General features: G+C 66.4%; 21 protein-coding genes. 19 read left to right on the top strand and 2 right to left on the bottom strand.

The annotated features are described in order from the left end of the window. The first annotated feature begins 93 nt into the window (after positions 1 to 93). From QRN21_RS01355 to QRN21_RS01345, 3 genes are read left to right on the top strand one after another with little or no spacing between them, the layout of a single operon-like run. Positions 94 to 903 carry a thymidylate synthase gene (locus QRN21_RS01355; protein ID WP_285362968.1) on the top strand — a complete coding sequence of 270 codons (810 nt, stop codon included), beginning with the start codon at positions 94 to 96 and terminating at the stop codon, positions 901 to 903. Next, positions 900 to 1,376, top strand: a complete 477-nt coding sequence (locus tag QRN21_RS01350) for a dihydrofolate reductase (protein ID WP_053095826.1) — start codon at positions 900 to 902, stop codon at positions 1,374 to 1,376. Before QRN21_RS01355 ends, QRN21_RS01350 begins: the two co-directional genes overlap by 4 nt. Further along, on the top strand, positions 1,376 to 2,137 hold the full coding sequence (locus QRN21_RS01345) for an SDR family NAD(P)-dependent oxidoreductase (protein ID WP_056278502.1): 762 nt from the start codon (positions 1,376 to 1,378) through the stop codon (positions 2,135 to 2,137). Before QRN21_RS01350 ends, QRN21_RS01345 begins: the two co-directional genes overlap by 1 nt. 60 nt (positions 2,138 to 2,197) lie before the next feature. Here the strand turns inward: QRN21_RS01345 and QRN21_RS01340 are convergent, their stop codons facing one another. Beyond that, positions 2,198 to 2,737, bottom strand: coding sequence for an NUDIX domain-containing protein (locus QRN21_RS01340; RefSeq protein ID WP_056278504.1), 540 nt, complete (start codon positions 2,735 to 2,737; stop codon positions 2,198 to 2,200). Between the two features lie 112 nt (positions 2,738 to 2,849). Here QRN21_RS01340 and dapA point away from each other — a divergent pair, with 112 nt between their 5' ends. The 16 genes from dapA (at position 2,850) to QRN21_RS01260 (ending at position 18,123) form a co-directional block, all read left to right on the top strand. Further along, the gene (gene dapA / locus QRN21_RS01335) at positions 2,850 to 3,827 is read left to right on the top strand and encodes a 4-hydroxy-tetrahydrodipicolinate synthase (RefSeq protein WP_053095829.1); all 978 of its coding nucleotides are present in this window, start codon (positions 2,850 to 2,852) and stop codon (positions 3,825 to 3,827) included. A gap of 68 nt (positions 3,828 to 3,895) precedes the next feature. Then, positions 3,896 to 5,572, top strand: a complete 1,677-nt coding sequence (locus tag QRN21_RS01330; protein WP_053095830.1) for a ribonuclease J — start codon at positions 3,896 to 3,898, stop codon at positions 5,570 to 5,572. 73 nt (positions 5,573 to 5,645) lie between these two features. Continuing rightward, a complete protein-coding gene (locus QRN21_RS01325; RefSeq protein WP_056278507.1) occupies positions 5,646 to 6,140 on the top strand; it encodes a GNAT family N-acetyltransferase in 495 nt (164 codons plus the stop codon). 81 nt (positions 6,141 to 6,221) lie between these two features. Further along, complete coding sequence (locus QRN21_RS01320; RefSeq protein ID WP_053095832.1) at positions 6,222 to 8,960, top strand: FtsK/SpoIIIE family DNA translocase; 2,739 nt, start codon at positions 6,222 to 6,224, stop codon at positions 8,958 to 8,960. Next, positions 8,960 to 9,535, top strand: a complete 576-nt coding sequence (gene pgsA / locus QRN21_RS01315; RefSeq protein WP_285362967.1) for a CDP-diacylglycerol--glycerol-3-phosphate 3-phosphatidyltransferase — start codon at positions 8,960 to 8,962, stop codon at positions 9,533 to 9,535. Before QRN21_RS01320 ends, pgsA begins: the two co-directional genes overlap by 1 nt. Continuing rightward, on the top strand, positions 9,532 to 10,014 hold the full coding sequence (locus tag QRN21_RS01310) for a CinA family protein (RefSeq protein WP_285362966.1): 483 nt from the start codon (positions 9,532 to 9,534) through the stop codon (positions 10,012 to 10,014). The genes pgsA and QRN21_RS01310 overlap by 4 nt, the downstream gene beginning before the upstream one ends. A 141-nt stretch (positions 10,015 to 10,155) precedes the next feature. Beyond that, complete coding sequence (locus QRN21_RS01305; RefSeq protein WP_042541772.1) at positions 10,156 to 10,464, top strand: helix-turn-helix domain-containing protein; 309 nt, start codon at positions 10,156 to 10,158, stop codon at positions 10,462 to 10,464. Between the two features lie 23 nt (positions 10,465 to 10,487). After that, entirely contained in the window at positions 10,488 to 10,712 is a 225-nt protein-coding gene (locus tag QRN21_RS01300; RefSeq protein WP_053095835.1) for a DUF3046 domain-containing protein, read from the top strand. Between the two features lie 285 nt (positions 10,713 to 10,997). Further along, positions 10,998 to 12,041, top strand: coding sequence for a recombinase RecA (recA, locus tag QRN21_RS01295; protein WP_053095836.1), 1,044 nt, complete (start codon positions 10,998 to 11,000; stop codon positions 12,039 to 12,041). A 306-nt stretch (positions 12,042 to 12,347) separates the two neighbouring features. Next, positions 12,348 to 12,923, top strand: a complete 576-nt coding sequence (locus QRN21_RS01290) for a regulatory protein RecX (RefSeq protein WP_285362965.1) — start codon at positions 12,348 to 12,350, stop codon at positions 12,921 to 12,923. A gap of 81 nt (positions 12,924 to 13,004) precedes the next feature. Further along, positions 13,005 to 14,552, top strand: coding sequence for a tRNA (N6-isopentenyl adenosine(37)-C2)-methylthiotransferase MiaB (gene miaB / locus QRN21_RS01285; protein WP_053095838.1), 1,548 nt, complete (start codon positions 13,005 to 13,007; stop codon positions 14,550 to 14,552). A 32-nt stretch (positions 14,553 to 14,584) separates the two neighbouring features. Then, positions 14,585 to 15,523: a tRNA (adenosine(37)-N6)-dimethylallyltransferase MiaA gene (gene miaA / locus QRN21_RS01280; RefSeq protein ID WP_285363173.1), complete on the top strand. Its 939-nt coding sequence runs from the start codon at positions 14,585 to 14,587 to the stop codon at positions 15,521 to 15,523. Between the two features lie 58 nt (positions 15,524 to 15,581). Further along, positions 15,582 to 16,109, top strand: coding sequence for a dihydrofolate reductase family protein (locus QRN21_RS01275; protein WP_056278524.1), 528 nt, complete (start codon positions 15,582 to 15,584; stop codon positions 16,107 to 16,109). After that, the gene (locus QRN21_RS01270) at positions 16,102 to 16,578 is read left to right on the top strand and encodes a GNAT family acetyltransferase (RefSeq protein ID WP_285362964.1); all 477 of its coding nucleotides are present in this window, start codon (positions 16,102 to 16,104) and stop codon (positions 16,576 to 16,578) included. The genes QRN21_RS01275 and QRN21_RS01270 overlap by 8 nt, the downstream gene beginning before the upstream one ends. Positions 16,579 to 16,600: 22 nt before the next feature. Next, positions 16,601 to 17,473: a diaminopimelate epimerase gene (gene dapF, locus QRN21_RS01265; protein WP_285362963.1), complete on the top strand. Its 873-nt coding sequence runs from the start codon at positions 16,601 to 16,603 to the stop codon at positions 17,471 to 17,473. Further along, complete coding sequence (locus tag QRN21_RS01260; protein WP_285362962.1) at positions 17,473 to 18,123, top strand: HAD family hydrolase; 651 nt, start codon at positions 17,473 to 17,475, stop codon at positions 18,121 to 18,123. Before dapF ends, QRN21_RS01260 begins: the two co-directional genes overlap by 1 nt. Before the next feature lie 18 nt (positions 18,124 to 18,141). Here the strand turns inward: QRN21_RS01260 and QRN21_RS01255 are convergent, their stop codons facing one another. Next, a complete protein-coding gene (locus tag QRN21_RS01255) occupies positions 18,142 to 18,783 on the bottom strand; it encodes a class I SAM-dependent methyltransferase (RefSeq protein ID WP_053095844.1) in 642 nt (213 codons plus the stop codon). Between the last annotated feature and the right edge of the window lie 2 nt (positions 18,784 to 18,785).

Here is an 18,785-nt window from a genome sequence, read left to right as displayed (position 1 = left end):
TCGAGAATACGGGTGATCCGGCACCGCCCGGGCCGATATGTCGCATCGTGACGATCCGACTCGACAGCCCCCAGGGCGGGTAGTCTGGCACACATGAGCGCAGCCGTCCCGACGCCGTACGAAGACCTTCTCCGAGACGTGCTGGAGTCCGGCACTCACAAGTCCGATCGAACAGGAACCGGCACCACCAGCGTCTTCGGGCGGCAGATCCGCTTCGATCTCTCCGAGGGCTTCCCGCTCATCACCACGAAGCGGGTGCACTTCAAGTCGATCGCCTACGAGCTCCTCTGGTTCCTCAGGGGCGACTCGAATGTGAAGTGGCTGCAGGAGCATGGCGTCACCATCTGGGACGAATGGGCGGATGCCGACGGCGATCTGGGTCCTGTCTATGGAGTGCAGTGGCGCAGCTGGCCGACGCCGGAGGGTGAGAGCATCGATCAGCTCGCTCAGGTGATCGAGCAGATCCGGCAGACGCCCGACTCCCGGCGACTCATCGTGTCTGCCTGGAACCCGGCCGACATCCCCGACATGGCGCTTGCTCCCTGTCACGCCCTGTTCCAGTTCTACGTGGCGGACGGCAAGCTCTCCTGCCAGCTCTATCAGCGCAGCGCCGACCTGTTCCTCGGCGTCCCGTTCAACATCGCGTCCTACGCCCTGCTGACGCTGATGATCGCCCAGCAGGTGGGACTCGAGCCTGGCGACTTCGTCTGGACCGGGGGTGACTGCCACATCTACGACAATCACCTCGACCAGGTGAACGAACAGCTCACGCGCGAACCGTATCCATACCCGACGCTGAGGTTCGCCCGGAAGCCCGAGTCGATCCTCGACTACGGCTACGAGGACTTCGTCGTCGAGGATTACCAGCACCACGCTCCGATCAGGGCGGCGGTCGCGGTATGACCTGGGTCGGGCTGATCTGGGCAGAGGCGCACGGCGGCGTCATCGGAGCAGAGGGCGGCATGCCCTGGAACGTCCCCGAGGATCTCGCTCACTTCAAGGAAGTCACCCTCGGCGCTCCCGTGATCATGGGTCGCAAGACGTGGGACTCGCTCCCTGAGCGCTTCCGCCCGCTTCCAGGGCGAGAGAACATCGTCATCACCCGCCAGCAGGACTGGTCCGCGGACGGCGCCCGTCGTGCCGCGACCGTCACGGACGCGGTGCGGGGCCATGAGAAGGTATGGATCATCGGCGGCGCCGAGATCTTCCGCCTGGTGATCGCCGACGCCGACCGCCTCGAAGTCACCGAGCTCGACATCGAGGTCTCCGGCGACGCGTATGCGCCGTCCAAAGCCGGGTGGCGGCTCGTGAACGAGGGGGAGTGGCAGACGTCGCGCTCCGGCATCCGGTTCCGCTTCCTGGGATACGAGCGCTGATGCCCACCGCACTGATCACCGGAGCGAGCGCCGGCCTCGGCGCAGAGTTCGCGCGCCAGTTGGCCCGGCGCCGAGCCGATCTGATCCTCGTCGCACGTTCCGCCGGCGATCTCGAGGTCGTGGCGGCCGAGTTGCGCAGCGAGCACGGTGTCGCGGTCGAGGTGCTTCCCGCCGACCTGTCGATCGACGAGGATGTCGAGCGCGTGGCCGACCGTCTCCGTGATGCCTCCGATCCGGTCGACCTTCTCATCAACAATGCAGGCTTCGGCCTCCCGCTGCAGTTCGCCGACAACGACATCGACGACGAGGTGCGCCATCTGCGCGTTCACGTCGAGGCGTCGATGCGGCTCATGCACGCGGCGCTTCAGACGATGCGCGGCCGTGGGGGCCGGATCATCAACGTCGCGTCCGTCGCAGGGTTCATCTCGCGCTCCACGTATTCCGCGTGCAAGAGCTGGTTGATCGGATTCAGCCGCTGGGCGAATGTCGAGTACGCACCCGACGGAGTGACGGTCACCGCCGTCTGCCCGGGTTTCACGCACACGACCTTCCACGAGCGGATGGGACTCGAACCGGGGCACGAGGGCGTTCCCGGCTTCATGTGGCTCGACGCGCGGAATGTGGTCCGCGAGGCGCTCCGTGACGCGGCGCGCGGAAGGGCCGTCTCGATCCCGTCGCTGCGTTACAAGGCGATCGTCGCTGTCGCGTCCCTGCTTCCGAGCGCGCTGACCTCCGGCGTCGCACGTCGCGGCCGCGTCTGATCTGAACGTCGACCGCGTCCCGCTGTGGGCGCGCCGTGCGCGAATGAGGGCGCTAGGAGATCAGCGGAATCTGCCCAGACGGATACCGGCGTATCCGATCGCCGCCACGGTCTCTCCATCGGTGATGCGGCCATCGGAGATCATGCCGAGGACGTCGGAGAACGGTACCCAGGTGACGGCGTCGATGCCCTCCTCCGCCTGCGTGTGAGTGGAGTCGTCGGACGGAGTCAGACCCCGAGCGAGGAACACGTGCTCGGGGGCGTGGGCGATCCCGTTCAGGGCGTTCATCGTTCCGAGTTCCGTCCAGTCCTCGGCGACGAAGCCCGTCTCCTCGAGCAGCTCGCGCTGCGCTGCAGCGAGCGGTTCTTCGCCGTCGCTTCCTCCGGCAGGAATCTCTATCGACACTCCGGTCGTGTAGCGCTCGAGAGTGATGAGGCAGACGCGGTCCTCGTCATCGAGTGCGACGACGAAGACCGCCGGATGCCGCATGGTCACCACGCCGTAGATGCCATCGCCCCCGGGCCCCGTGACCTGGTCCTCCCGAACCTCGATCCACCGGTTCTCGTACACCGTCGACGATTCGCGTGTGACCCATGCCATGGAGTCGAGCCTATGTGGATCCCAATCAAGATGATGGTCGCGATCGTCCGGGGAGATGTCATCCGCCGTCCCTCGTCTGGGTGAGCGGCATTCGAACCGATACGCTGGGGGCATGACGCACTCGGGCAACCCCTTCGGACAGGTTCTCGTCGCGCTCGTCACTCCGATGACGGCCGACGGCGAAGTCGATTGGCCCGCCGTCGAGAAGCACATCGATGACGTCATCACCGCCGGTGCTGACGGAATCGTCGTGACGGGAACGACCGGCGAGACCTCGACCCTGACGGACCCTGAGAAGCTCAAGCTCGTCGAGGTCGGAAAGTCGGTCTCGGCCGGACGCGCCAAGATCATCACCGGCGGTGGATCCAACGAGACCGCGCACGCGATCGAGCTCTACAAGGCGAGCGAGAAGGCCGGCGCAGACGCCATCATGATCGTCACGCCGTACTACAACAAGCCGACCCAGGCCGGGATCCTCACGCATTTCCGCCTGGTGGCCGACGCCACCGACCTGCCGGTGATCCTCTACGACATCCCCGGTCGCACCGGCGTGCCGATCAAGTACGAGACCATCCTGCGCCTCGCCAAGCACCCGAACATCCTCGCCGTGAAGGACGCCAAGGGCGACTTCTCCGAGGTGAGCCGCGTCCTGAACCAGACCGACCTCATGTACTTCTCGGGAGACGACGCGAATGTTCTGCCGCATCTCGCCATCGGCGCGACCGGCCTGATCGGCGTGACCGCCAACGTCGCGGCGGCTCCGTACCGCACCATCATCGACGCCGTCAACCGAGGCGATCTGACGACGGCCACGGCAGAGCACAAGAGGCTCGAGCCGCTCGTGCGCGCGGTCATGACGCACGTCCCGGGAACCGTAGCCGCGAAGTACATCCTGCACGGCCTGGGCCGGATCTCCAGCCCCCGCGTGCGTCTGCCCCTGGTGGGTCCCGAAGAGTGGGAGGCCGCGCTCATCGAGGACGAGCTCGATCTCGTGAGGGACGTTCCGGGAGCAGACTTCTCCAACTTCCGCCCCGACCGCAACGCGGCCGCGGGCGGCGCCCTGCCGAAGGTGCACGGCACGACCCGCTGAGAACGCACGCGCCGAGGCGCGTCACCATGAACGAACGGACGCGTGGAGTGTCCGACTGAGGAGACAGCATGTCCATCCCGCTCGCAGAACCCGCAGCTCTCGACGAGGGGACGCTGCGGGTCACTCCGCTCGGCGGACTCGGTGAGATCGGTCGCAACATGACCATCTTCGAGTTCGACGGCAAGATCCTGATCGTCGACTGCGGAGTGCTCTTCCCGGAGGAGCACCAGCCCGGAGTCGACCTGATCCTGCCGGACTTCGAGCCGATCAAGAGCCGCCTCGACGACATCGTCGGAGTCGTCCTCACCCACGGGCACGAGGACCACATCGGTGCCGTTCCCTACCTGCTGCGCCTGAAGAGCGACATCCCCGTGATCGGATCGGGCCTCACGCTCGCGCTGGTCGAGGCGAAGCTCAAGGAGCACCGCATCAAGGCCTACACCCTCACGGTGAAGGAGGGCCAGCGGGAGCAGGTCGGACCGTTCGACCTCGAGTTCGTCGCGGTCAACCACTCGATCCCGGACGCACTCGCCGTGGCGATCCGCACTCCCGCGGGCCTCGTGCTGGCGACCGGCGACTTCAAGATGGACCAGCTTCCGCTCGACGGACGCATCACCGACCTCCGCGCGTTCGCCCGCCTCGGCGAGGAAGGGGTCGACCTGTTCCTCGTCGACTCGACGAACGCCGACGTGCCCGGGTTCACTCCCACGGAGCGCTCGATCGGCCCCGTGCTCGATCAGGTCATCGGCAAGGCGCCTCGCCGGGTCATCGTCGCGAGCTTCTCGAGTCACGTGCACCGCGTGCAGCAGGTTCTCGACGCCGCGCATGCGCACGGCCGACGGGTCGCGCTGCTCGGACGCAGCATGCTGCGCAACATGACGATCGCCGAGGACCTCGGATACCTGAAGGTGCCGAGCGGTCTTCTCATCGACTACAAGAAGGCCCGCGACCTTCCGGACGACAAGATCGTCTACATGTCCACCGGCTCGCAGGGCGAGCCCATGGCCGTTCTGAGTCGCATGGCCAACCTCGACCATGCGATCGAGCCCGGACCGGGTGACACCGTCATCCTGGCCTCGAGCCTCATCCCCGGCAACGAGAATGCCGTGTACCGCGTGATCGACGGTCTGACCAAGCTCGGCGCGAACGTGGTGCACAAGGCGAACGCCAAGGTGCACGTCTCGGGCCATGCTGCAGCGGGTGAGCTCATCTACTGCTACAACATCCTGCGACCCAAGAACGTGCTGCCGGTGCACGGCGAGTACCGCCATCTGATCGCCAACGCCAAGCTGGCGCAGGACACGGGCATCGAGGCCGAGCGCACGATCATCGCCTCGAACGGCACGGTCATCGACCTGAAGGGCGGCGACGCCCGAGTGGTCGGCCAGCTCGATCTCGGTTTCGTGTACGTCGACGGCTCGACCGTCGGCGCGATCACGGACGCAGACCTCAAGGATCGTCGGATCCTGGCTGAAGAGGGCTTCGTCTCCGTGATCGTCGTGGTCGATGCCGCCACCGGTCGCATCATCTCCGGTCCGGAAATCCACGCGCGTGGCATCGCCGAAGACGATTCCGTCTTCGATGACGTCACCCCGAAGATCATCGCCGCCCTCAAGGAGGCCTCCGGCAACGGCGTGCGCGACACGCATGCGCTCTCGCAGGTCATCCGTCGGACCATCGGGCGCTGGGTCAACCAGAAGCTCCGTCGTCGTCCGATGATCGTCCCGCTGGTCATCGAAGCGTGATCGGAGCCCGGTGGTTCGCGGGTTCCCAGTCGACCGACACTCGGCTGTAACGCGAACGGCCTAGGCTCACTCCATGCCGGACGTCTTCTCGATTCGACCCGCCGACCAGGCGGACGGGAGCTTCCTCGGCGACATGGTCGTCGAGGCGGCGAACTGGCGCTCCGGCGGGGCACGCGCTCGGCATGAGATTCTCAGCGCCGTCGAGCACCGGCGCTACATCGCGGGGTGGATGCGGCCGGCGGATGCCGGTTTCATTGCGCTCGACTCCGATCTGCGACCCATCGGTGCGGCGTGGTATCGGATGCTCGCGCCGGACGACGCAGGCTTCGGTTTCGTCGGAACCGCGGTGCCCGAGCTCATCATCGGAGTGCAGCCGATCTGGCGGGCGCACGGAGTCGGACGGACCCTGCTTCGACGCCTCGTCACCCACGCGCGCGAGCAGGGGCACCCTCGGATCAGCCTCAGCGTCGAACGGGACAACTTCGCGCACGCCCTGTATCGGTCGGAGGGCTTCGTGGTCACCGACGCGGGGGATCTCCGTGACACGATGGTGCATCGCACGTCCTGATCTCCCTTCGCGGGCCCGGGAACCGGCCGGAATGCCGCGTCATTACGGGTGAATGTCGGCCTCTGGCCGTAACGTGAGAGCATGGCCAGGAGTACCACGAAGTCCGCGCGCGCGTCCGAGAGCGCCACGCCTCGCCCGAAGCGGCAGGCTGCGCCGAAGGCCCAGGCTGCGCCGAAGAAGTACATCGACGAGATCGACAAGCCTCCGGTGGCGGTACGAGCGTGGAACGGGCTCGCCCACGGCGTCGGTGGTCTGTTCCGGGCATTCGGCCCGGAGACGCTCGACAAGGATGACCGGCGCGACGGATTCCCCTTCCTGCTGGTGCTTCTGGCGATCGCCGGAGCGGTCAACGAATGGTTCTTCATCGGCAACGAGGTCGCGTCGAACATCAGCGCCTACTCGGTGGGGCTTCTGGTCGGGCGTGTGGCTTTCGTCATGCCCGTGCTGCTGCTGCTGCTGGCAGGGTGGCTGTTCCGCCATCCCTCGTCCGTCCACGACAACGGGCGCATCGGCATCGGCTTCGGACTCTTCGTGCTCACCCTGGCAGGCTTCTGCCACATCGCAGCGGGTCGAGTCGACTCCGCCGGACTGCTCGTTCGTGCGCAGCCCCGGGACGGCATGCCTGCGCTCAGCGAAGCGGGCGGTCTCTTCGGCTGGATGATCGGTGAGCCGCTCTCGTATCTCACTCCGGTGGGTGCCTATATCGTCCTGGCCCTGCTGGCGGGACTCAGCATCCTGATCCTGACCAAGACTCCGCCGAACCGTATCGGGCAGCGCCTGGGCGACCTCTACGCGTGGATGTTCGACGCTGAGCGCACCGAGAAGCCTGCGAAGGAAGCCGCGGCGATCGACGAGTCCGACAAGGTCGACGACCCCGACGTCCTTCCCTGGTGGCGGCGGAACAAGACCGGCCGTGAGGAAGACCCCGACGAGGGGACGCTGGGCTCCGACGACATCACCGCGCTGCTGACGACCTCCGAGCCGACTCCGGCTTACGATCAGGCCGTCGTCGTGGAAGATCCGTATGACGCGGCGACCGAGGTGCTGACGGACGTGCGGTCCGTGACGGAATCCCTGGCAGGGCAGCAGACCACCGCACTGCTAGACGACGAGTCCGACACCGGAGAGATGCCGGAGCTTCCGGGTCTCGACGGCTTCGGCACGGCCGGGCCGGGGGAGCGAGGCCCCCAGGCCCCCGTCGCCCCGTACGTGCTGCCGTCGCCAGGTCTTCTGGTCGAAGGGCCTCCACCGGTCGCGCGCTCCGAGGCGACCGACAAGGTGATCGAGCAGATCACGAGCGTGCTGACACAGTTCAAGGTCGACGCGAAGGTCACTGGTTTCTCGCGTGGCCCCACGGTCACCCAATACGAGGTCGAGGTGGGGCACGGCGTCAAGGTCGAGAAGATCCTCCAGCTGAGCAACAACTTCGCGTATGCGGTCGCATCGAACGATGTGCGGATCCTCTCGCCGATACCCGGAAAGAGCGCGATCGGAATCGAGATCCCGAACGCCGACAAGGAGATGGTCGCGCTCGGCGATGTGCTCAGGTCTCCGGCAGCGCACAAGAGCACCCACCCGATGACGATCGGCGTCGGAAAGGACGTCGGTGGGAACATCGTCATCGCCAACCTCGCGAAGATGCCTCACCTGCTTGTCGCCGGTTCCACCGGCTCCGGAAAGTCGAGCTTCGTCAACTCGATGATCACGAGTCTGCTCATGCGCGCCCGACCCACGGATGTGCGGATGGTCCTGATCGACCCCAAGCGCGTGGAGCTGACGAGCTACGCCGGGGTGCCGCACCTGATCACACCCATCATCACGAACCCCAAGAAGGCGGCGGAAGCGCTGCAGTGGGTCGTGAAGGAGATGGACATGCGGTACGACGACCTCGCGTCGTTCGGGTTCCGTCACATCGACGACTTCAACCGTGCCGTCCGCGCCGGCGAGGTGGAGCTTCCCGTGGGAAGCGAACGCGTGCTCAAGCCCTACCCGTACCTCCTCGTCGTCGTCGACGAATTGGCGGACCTGATGATGGTCGCCCCGCGCGACGTCGAGGACTCGATCGTCCGCATCACCCAGCTCGCACGCGCGTCCGGTATCCACCTCGTGCTAGCGACGCAGCGACCCAGCGTCGATGTCGTGACCGGTCTGATCAAGGCGAATGTCCCCTCGCGCCTCGCGTTCGCCGTCACGAGCGTCACAGACAGTCGCGTGATCCTCGACAGCCCCGGCGCCGACAAGCTGATCGGACAGGGCGATGCGCTGTTCTCGCCCATGGGGTCGTCCAAGCCGTTCCGACTGCAGGGTGCGTGGGTCGATGAGAAGGAGATCGACGCGGTCGTCAAGCACGTGACGCGTCAGGCCCGTCCGGACTACCGCGCCGACGTCCAGGAAGCGCTGGAGCCCACGAAGAAGAAGGAGGTCGACGAGGACATCGGCGACGATCTCGAGCTTCTTCTCGCCGCGGCCGAACTCATCGTGTCGTCGCAGTTCGGGTCGACGTCGATGCTGCAGCGCAAGCTCCGCGTCGGGTTCGCGAAGGCCGGTCGCCTGATGGACCTCCTCGAGTCGCGAGAGATCGTCGGCCCGTCAGAAGGATCGAAGGCGCGCGATGTGCTGGCGACGGCCGAACAGCTGCCCCAGGTCATGGCGAAGCTGCGAGGCGACGACACTCCGCCGAAGCCGCCTGCCCCCTCCTCGGCCGCGACTGCTGCCGGGACGCCGCACGACCCGGTCGAGGCGCAGTTCCAGGGACTCCCTGTGGTCGAGGCTGAAGACGATGGCGACGAAGACGCCTGGGGACTGACGGGACGCGACTGATGGCCATTCCACGGCAGCTTCCCAACGCGATCACGGTCGCGCGCATACCGCTCGCGGTGATCTTCTTCGTCCTCCTGCTGATCGGTGGCACGTTCGGACTCGACGACATCGCTGTCCGCTGGATCGCCGCCGTTCTCTTCATCGTTGCGATCTCGACCGATTGGGTCGATGGCTATCTGGCCCGCCGCTACGAGATCGTCAGCGACTTCGGAAAGCTCTGGGACCCGATCGCCGACAAGCTGCTCACCGGCGCCGGTTTCATCGGTCTCGCGATACTCGGCGAGCTGAACTGGTGGCTGGTGATCATCATCCTCATTCGGGAGTGGGGCATCACGATCCACCGTCTCATGGTGGCGAAGGAGCACGTCGTGGCTGCGGCCTGGATGGGCAAGATCAAGACGGCAGTGCAGGCGGTGGCCTTGTCCTGGGCGCTGCTTCCGTTGCACGTCGTGATCGGGCTGGAGCCGTGGCTGCTCGTGACCGCGATCATGATGGTGCTCGTGCTGATCCTGACCGTGGCGAGCGGAATCGACTACATCGTCGCGCAGGTACGAGGCGCGCGGCAGCCCTCGTGACATCTGCGTCGGCCGTGCTCGCCGCGCTGGTCGAGCGTGGCTGGACGCTCGGTGTCGCGGAGTCGTTGACGGGCGGTGCTCTCGCTGCCGAGTTCGTCTCCGTGCCGGGGGCGTCGGCCGCCCTCCGCGGAGCGATCGTCGCGTACGCCACTCCGGTGAAGCACACGCTGCTGGGCGTGGACGACGCGCTGCTCGACGCGCACGGTCCCGTGCACCCCGACGTCGCTCTTCAGATGGCGGCGGGGGTGCGCGGTGCGTTGAACGTCGACGGGGCCCCTGCCGACGTCGGCGTCTCGACCACGGGTATCGCGGGGCCGGACTCACCTGACGGTCAGCCGGTCGGCACGGTGCATGTGGCCGTGGTGACGCCGGATTTCTCGGTCACCGAGTTGTTTCGATTCGCCGGTGATCGTGCCGAGGTGCGGGCGCAGGCGGTCGACGCGGCGATCGATATGCTCGCTCGGGTTCTGCGGGAATAGGGGATGGGTGCGCTCCGTTATGTCCTATGTGCTCACACCGAAAGCACAGCGTGCGAAGGTAGATTTTGTGAAGGTCGGTAGGACTAGACTGGCGGTCTCTTCGAGGGAGACCTCGAGAAGACGATCTGGGAGGAGGTTCCGATGATTCTTGTACGACAGGAAATCGGCGATGTGCTGAGGGACTTCCGCCTGCAGAAGGGGCGGACGCTCCGGCAGGTTGCAAGCAAGGCTTCTGTGGCGCTGGGCTATCTCAGCGAGGTCGAGCGGGGCCAGAAGGAAGCATCGAGTGAGATTCTCGCCTCGGTGGCTGACGCTCTGGATGTTCCCATCTCGATCATCATGCGAGAGGTCGGCGACCGGATCTCGGTCCTCGAAGGCATTCAGGTCTTCCCTGATGTCGTTCCGGACGACCTCGTGGCTTCTGTCGAGCCCGAGCTGTCGCTCCACTGAACGTCGGACTCTCATAGCCTCTGATGCGACGTAGTGAGTTCCTCCGCGCAGTCGATGCGGAATTCGGCGGTCGCGGGTCATCTCTGATCAGCGACCTCGTTCTGACTCAGCTCGCCGGGCGCACTGCCGACGAAGCGCTGGACGCTGGCGTCGCACCGCGCGAGATCTGGCTGGCGCTGTGCGCCGAGACGGATGTCCCCCTGGAGCGGCGACACGGTGCAGGTCGTCTGGAGCCGCGCAAGCGATGACCCTCTGAGGCGTTCGCGGCGAGGGCCGCGTTCGAGGCGGTTTCGATTTGCGACACGCCGAGACGGCGTGTCGTCGAATATGTGTTCGAAACGGGCGTAGTCTTCTGCACAAGTGGTTCAGAGACGTTTCTCTCCCTGTTTCGCGGTGCTGACGACGCAATGTCGGAGGCTCCTCCTACGGTGAAGAACAAGCCGAAGAGCCATACGCCTTGTCGGAGAGTTCCGCCCAGCCGGGAGGACCGCGACAGCCTACAGGCGGCACCACGCGAGCATAAGGAGCACGGCATGCCATCACCCGCTGACCGCGAGAAGTCCCTCGAGACCGCCCTCGCCCAGATCGATCGTCAGTTCGGAAAGGGCTCGGTCATGAGACTGGGCAGCGACGAGCGTGCGCCTGTCGCCGTCATTCCGACCGGTTCCATCGCTCTCGATGTCGCCCTCGGCGTCGGAGGACTGCCGCGTGGGCGAATCGTCGAGATCTACGGTCCTGAGTCGTCGGGTAAGACGACGCTCACCCTCCACGCGATCGCCAACGCTCAGCGCGCCGGCGGAATCGCTGCCTTCATCGACGCCGAGCACGCGCTCGACCCTGACTACGCCGCGAAGCTCGGTGTCGACATCGACGCCCTTCTCGTCTCGCAACCCGACACGGGTGAGCAGGCGCTCGAGATCGCGGACATGCTCGTCCGCTCCGGGGCCATCGACCTGATCGTCATCGACTCTGTGGCCGCGCTCGTGCCTCGAGCCGAGATCGAGGGCGAGATGGGTGACTCCCACGTGGGTCTGCAGGCTCGTCTGATGTCTCAGGCGCTGCGAAAGCTCACCGGTGGGCTCAACCAGACGAACACCACGATGATCTTCATCAACCAGCTGCGCGAGAAGATCGGTGTCTTCTTCGGCTCGCCGGAGACCACCGCGGGTGGAAAGGCGCTGAAGTTCTACGCGTCCGTCCGAATGGACATCCGCCGAATCGAGACGCTGAAGGACGGCACCGACGCAGTCGGAAACCGTACGAGGGTCAAGGTCGTGAAGAACAAGATGGCTCCGCCGTTCAAGCAGGCTGAGTTCGACATCCTCTACGGCGTCGGCATCTCCCGTGAGGGCAGCCTGATCGACTTCGGTGTGGAGCACGGCATCGTCAAGAAGTCCGGGTCCTGGTACACCTATGACGGTGACCAGCTGGGACAGGGCAAGGAGAACGCGCGAACGTTCCTGCTCAAGAACCCCGACATCGCGCTGGCGATCGAGACCCAGATCAAGCAGAAGCTCGGCATCGGAGGAGCCACCGAGGCACCTGCTGACGAGCTCGCCGAGCGCCGCCCGGCATGATCGTGATGGTTCGCGGTTGTGGCGCAACCGGAGCGAACCATGAGTGATGGCGGGGGCGAGCCTCAGGAGCTCGCCCCCATCATCCCTCTGTTCGGCCGTGATTCCGCGCGGATGAAGCCGGTCGATCGAAGCTCTGTCGGGTCCGATGCAGTCACCCCCCGCGCCGTGGAAGACGCAGGCCACGAGGAATCGACGGCGGCAGGAGTCGCATCCACCGGCGACTCGGCTCCAGCTCCACTCGTCGACTCTCGTGGGCCCAGCGAACGGCATCCAGCTCGTGGCGCTGCGGCTCGGTCTGCTCCCCGATTGCGTGCACTGCAGCCGCACGAAGACTCAGCAGATGAGAGCGGAGCCGATCCGTCGAAGCTGCGTGTCGACGCCGAGGAGCTTCTCGTGCGCAAGCTGAGGGCTCGATCGCTCTCGTTGTCCGAGGCGCGGATGGTGCTCAAGGGCTACGAGGAGAACGGCGTCCGGCTCGACTCCGGATCGATCGACGACGTGATCGACGACTTCTGTCGCCGCGGCTACCTCGATGACGCGGTTCTCGCCGATCAGCTCGTGATGTCGGGAATCGAGCGAAAAGGACAGGGACGGGTCGCTCTGTCGCGAGCGCTCTCGCAGCGGGGGATTCCCCGCGATGTGATCGACGCGGCACTGGGTGACGTTCCCGACGACGACGCGGAGCGTGCACTCGAGTACGCTCGCTCGAAAGCACGATCGATGTCCCGCCTCGACCCGGATACTGCTCTGAGACGCCTCGTCGGTCAGCTATCACGTCGCGGGTACAACGGTTCCATCGCGATGACGGCTGCGAAGACGGCCCTCGCCGAGGGTTCTTCCGGCTCTTCCTCGTCGCGGGTCCGATTCGTCGATTCGGACTGAGGCGGCGGGGGGCGCGCACCTGCCCGGTAGCCGGCCCGGTCAGCGGCAGCGAGGGGGAACCGCTCGTACAATGGGGAGATCATGACTATCCCGCGCAGTGAACCGACGATCATCGCGTCGTCGTCAGCCGCAATCGACCGTGACGGGCGCCAGCGTTCGTACGAGGTCCGCACCTTCGGCTGCCAGATGAACGTCCACGATTCCGAACGTCTCTCGGGCTCGCTCGAAAGTGCGGGATACGTCCGAGCCACGGACGGCGCCGAGGCCGATGTCGTGATCATCAACACGTGCGCAGTTCGCGACAATGCCGCGGGCAAGCTCTACGGGACCCTCGGTCAGCTCGCTTCGGTGAAGCGCCGCAAGGACGGCATGCAGATCGCCGTCGGGGGCTGTCTCGCCCAGATGGACAAGCAAGCCGTTCTCGACAAGGCACCATGGGTCGACGTGGTCTTCGGCACGCACAACATGGGGTCGCTTCCCGGCCTTCTCGAGAGAGCGCGACACAACGGTGACGCCGAGCTGGAGATCCTCGAGTCGCTCGAGGTGTTTCCCTCGACGCTCCCGACCAAGCGCGACTCTGCGCACAGCGGGTGGGTGTCCATCTCGGTCGGATGCAACAACACGTGCACCTTCTGCATCGTTCCGAGCCTTCGCGGCAAGGAGAAGGACCGCCGTCCGGGTGACATCCTGAACGAGATCCGCCTCCTCGTGGAGGACGGTGCCATCGAGGTCACCCTGCTCGGACAGAACGTCAACTCCTACGGCGTGGAGTTCGGCGATCGCCAGGCATTCGGCAAGCTCCTGCGCGCGGCGGGCGAGATCGACGGACTTGAGCGCATTCGCTTCACGAGTCCTCACCCGGCTGCGTTCACCGACGACGTGATCGACGCGATGGCTGAGACTCCCACTGTGATGCCGCAGCTTCACATGCCGCTGCAGTCCGGCAGCGATCGCATCCTCAAGTCCATGCGTCGTTCTTATCGCAGTGAGAGGTTCCTCGGAATCCTCGACCGCGTCCGTGATCGCATTCCGCATGCCGCGATCACCACCGACATCATCGTCGGGTTCCCCGGTGAGACCGAGGCGGACTTCGAGGACACGATGCGGGTGGTCGAACAGGCCCGCTTCTCGAGCGCCTTCACCTTCCAGTACTCGATCCGCGAGGGCACACCGGCGGCGACCATGGAAGACCAGGTTCCGAAGGCCGTCGTGCAGGAACGCTACAACCGGCTCATCGCGCTGCAGGAGCGCATCTCGCTCGAAGAGAACCAGAAGCAGATCGGCCGCGAGGTCGAGGTCCTCGTCTCGACGGGCGAGGGCAAGAAGGACGCCGAGACGCATAGGCTGACCGGCCGGGGAGAGGACAACCGCCTCGTGCACTTCGAGGTGACCCCGGGGTCGGCTGTTCCCCGGCCCGGTGACGTCGTCTCGGTGACCATCACCCATGCGGCTCCGTTCCACCTGCTCGCCGATGACCCGACGGGCTCCCCGCTCAAGATCCGTCGCACGCGCGGCGGGGACGCGTGGGATCGCGCCCAGGCGGAATCGTGCGCCGTGCCGGCGCCTGCGGCGCCCGACGGCACGCGGGCGGTGTCTCTCGGCCTGCCGACGCTGCGCGTCGGCAGGTGACCGCTGCTCGCGACGAAGCCGGTATCCAAGGGATGACGGGTACGGAGCCGGGCGGCACGCACGATGCGCCGCGGCTCTGGGCGGTCGTCGGCGCGACCGGGACGGGCAAGAGCGATCTCGCGCTCGATCTCGCCGCGGCGCTGCGCCGGCGGGGCAACGCGGCCGAGATCGTGAACGCCGATGCGATGCAGCTCTACCGCGGAATGGACATCGGCACGGCGAAGCTCGCCGCCGCTGACCGACGCGGCATTCCGCACCACCTCTTCGACGTGCGCGAGGTCGACGAGGAAGCGGCGGTCGCCTGGTATCAGCCTCTTGCGCGCTCCGTGATCATCGATATCCAGCGCCGTGGTGCTGACGCCATCCTCGTCGGCGGCTCCGGGCTCTACGTCTCCAGCGTCGTCTTCGACTTCGCCTTCCCGCCGCGCGACCCGGTCATCCGCGCTCGGCTCGAACGCGAGCTCGAGGACGAGGGTGCGGGGGCGATGCTCGACCGGCTGAGAGCGCTCGACCCGGCCACGGCGGCGCGCGTCGACCCCCACAACGGGAGACGGGTGATCCGCGCCCTCGAGGTGCTCGAGCAGGGCAGCGCCACACACGGTGCCGCTCTGCCGGAACAGCCGTCGCTCTGGCAGGCGGACACCCGACTGATCGGTCTCCATGTCGAGCGCAGCGTCCTCGTCGAACGGCTCGACGCACGGGTCGAACAGATGTGGCGTGCAGGCCTCGTCGACGAGGTGGCGGGGCTCCGGCGGCAAGGGCTCGAGGATGGCGTCACTGCGCAGCGTGCCATCGGCTACTCCCAGGCTCTGGGGCAGATCGACGGGCGGCTCAGTCAAGACGAGGCGATCGCCGAGACGCAGGCCCTCACGCGTCGGTATGCCCGACGTCAGGTGTCCTGGTTCAAGCGGTATCCGGGTCTCACCTGGCACGAACCCCCGGTCGACGCGACGGCACTCGTCGAGTCCTGAGTCGACATCTCCCTCACCGCCATCGCGCGATGTCGGTGACCGATGAGAAGGTGGATGCATGGCCACCCACTTCTACACGGCGAGCAGCCTCGACGGTTTCATCGCGACTGACCAGCACTCCCTCGATTGGCTCCTCAAGCAGGACATCGACGCCGAAGGACCGATGTCCTATGGGGCGTTCGAGAAGACGATCGGGGCGCTGGCCATGGGGGCATCGACCTACAACTGGGTCATGCAGCACGAAGAAGGGCGCTGGGGCTACGAGCAGCCGACCTGGGTGTTCACGCACAGGGAGCTCGAGATTCCCGTCGGCGCCGACGTCCGCAAGGCGCAGGGCGATGTGACCGCCGTTCACTCCGAGATGGTCACTGCCGCCGGCGGCAAGGATCTGTGGGTCGTCGGCGGCGGAGACCTGGCCGGGCAGTTCGCGGATGCGGGTCTTCTCGATGAGGTGTGGGTGCAGTACGCGCCGGTCACTCTCGGATCCGGGGCGCCCCTGTTGCCGCGGATGCTGGACCTCGAGCTCCTCGAGGTGGCTCGCAACCGCAACTTCATGTGCGGGCGTTACCGCGTGCGCCGTGGCTGAGGCGTCAGCCCCTCGGCGCGCAGTCGAGAGCTGGCCGGTCCGGGCGTTCGACCGGGCGCACACCGAGGCGGTTGTCGCGCTCTGGGATGAGGCCGGGCTCACGCGCCCGTGGAACGATCCGCGGCTCGACATCGAGCGCAAGCTCACGGTGCAGCCGGAGCTGTTTCTGGTCGTCGAGAGCACCGAGCCCGAATCGAGCTCAGCGTCGATCCTCGGGACGGTCATGGCCGGCTACGACGGCCACCGCGGCTGGCTGTACTACCTGGCGACCGCCAAGTCGCACCGCCAGCGGGGGATCGCGCGAGCACTCGTGCACGAGGCCGAACGGCTTCTCGTCGCCATGGGCTGCCCGAAGGTGCAGCTCATGGTCAGGGAGGGGAACGAAGGCGTCCTCGGTTTCTACGACGACCTGGGCTACGAACGATTCTCCGTGTCGAACACGGGCAGACGCCTGATCGTCGACGCCTAGCCGAGATCTCTAGACTGGACGAATGGTCGCATTCACCAAAGGGCACGGTACGGGCAACGATTTCGTGATCATCGCCGACCCCGACGGCTCACTGGAACTCAGCTCGGAACAGGTCGCAGTGCTCTGTGACCGGCACCGCGGCATCGGAGCCGACGGCATCCTTCGTGTCGTGCGCTCTGCAGCGATCGTGGACGGGCGGGCGTCACTCGCTGAGGAGCCGGCGGCTGAATGGTTCATGGACTACCGCAACGCCGACGGATCGATCGCCGAGATGTGCGGCAACGGCATCCGCGTCTTCGCGCACTATCTCGTGCGCTCCGGGCTCGCCACGATCCAGCCCGGCTCGACGCTCCCGATCGGAACCCGAGCGGGCGTGCGCGACGTGACCCGCAGTGAGACGGGATATCAGGTGGATCTCGGCCTGTGGAAGCTCTCCGGCGACGACCCTCTTGTCACGGCGGACGGGCTCCCTGTCACGCGCCCGGGGCTGGGCATCGACGTCGGGAATCCTCATGTGGTGGTCGCCCTCGCATCCGAGGCGGAACTCGCCTCACTCGAACTCCACCGTGCTCCGGTGCTCGAACCCACCCCGCCCGCGGGTGCGAACGTCGAATTCGTCGTCCCGGGTGAGCCGCTTGTGCGGGACGGGATCGGGCACGTCTCGATGCGCGTCTCCGAGCGCGGTGTGGGGGAGACCCTCAGCTGTGGCACGGGTGTGGCGGCCACAGCTCTGGCGGTGCGCTACTGGGCAGGTGCGAAGGCGCCCGACAACTGGCGGGTCGAGGTGCCGGGTGGCACGCTCGGCGTGCGCATGTTCCCCGCGGAGGACGGCGAGCGCGTCGCGCTGTCCGGCCCCGCGCAGCTCGTGTTCAGCGGCGAGGTCGACCTGATCTGATGGGCGCGACCGGTCCGATCGATCTGGTCATCTTCGACTGCGACGGAGTCCTCGTCGACAGCGAGCGGCTCTCGATCGAGGTGGACCGGCGGGTACTCGCCGATCTCGGGTGGGAACTGTCCTCGGACGAGATCGTGCACCGGTTCGTCGGACGTTCTGCCGCCTACTTCCGCTCGGAGATCGAGTCGTTCCTCGGGAGCCCGCTTCGCGATGACTGGGAGGCGACCTATCAGCCGTGGTACGTCGCTGCCTTCGCTGAGCTGATCGCGGTGGACGGCGTCGAGCACGCACTCGACGAGATCGTGACGGCCACGTGCGTGGCTTCGAGCGGTACCCATGCGAAGATCCGGAGAACGCTCGGGATGACCGGTCTCCTTCCGCGATTCGAGGGAAGGATCTTCAGCGTGGAAGACGTGGTCGTCGGTAAGCCCGCCCCGGATCTCTTTCTGCACGCCGCACATCGGCTCGGGGTGCACCCCGAACACTGCGCGGTGGTCGAGGACAGCCGGTTCGGCGTCCGCGCCGCTCGAGCCGCCGGGATGCGGGTATACGGCTACGCCGGCGGGCTCACCCCAGCCGAGTGGCTCGAACAGGAAGGAGCCGTCGTGTTCGCCGACATGCGCGACCTTCCCGACCTTCTCGGTCGCTGATGTCGCTGCGGCGAGACGTCAGACGAGAGCGATCGGCTCGGTGGGTGGGGTGCCGTGCTTGCGCACCTTGAGGATGCGATAGCCCTTGGAGGTCGCGGTGCGGTGCACGCTGAAACCAGGATGGAACGTCGAGCCGATCCACCGTTGCAGCGAATCCGCGCCGAGGTTGCGCTGCACGACGAGCCACGCGTCGCTGCGCTCGTCGAGGCGGGGGATCCACTTCTCGAGCAGGCCGTGAAGCTCGTTCTTGCCGACGCGGATCGGAGGATTCGAGCGGATCGAGCGGAAAGTCACGTCAGCGGGAACATCCTCGGGCAGTGAGGCGTTGACATTCTTGAGACCATGAGCCGCGGCGTTGCGACGCACGAGATCCAGAGCCCGCTCGTTCACATCGACCGCCCACACGGTCGCATGGGGCGCGGCCAATGCCATCGACAGCGTGACCGGTCCCCACCCGCTTCCGAGGTCGAGAAGATGGCCTCCCGGCGGAACCGGAGGCGTGTTTGCGAGAAGGACGGCAGTACCGGCATCCAGCCGATCCGGGCTGAAGACGCCGCCAGCAGTGGTGACGTCCAGCTCTCGGCCTGCGAGCGTCACACGGATCGATCGCAGGTTCTCGGGGCTTGCCGGGGCCGCGGTGAAGTAATGGTCGGACCCCATAC

Origin of the sequence: Microbacterium sp. LMC-P-041, assembly GCF_030209555.1 — a bacterium.
Taxonomy (GTDB): Bacteria; Actinomycetota; Actinomycetes; order Actinomycetales; family Microbacteriaceae; genus Microbacterium.
The sequence above is the reverse complement of the archived record's forward strand: the minus strand, read 5'-3'. Positions and strand labels throughout refer to the sequence as shown.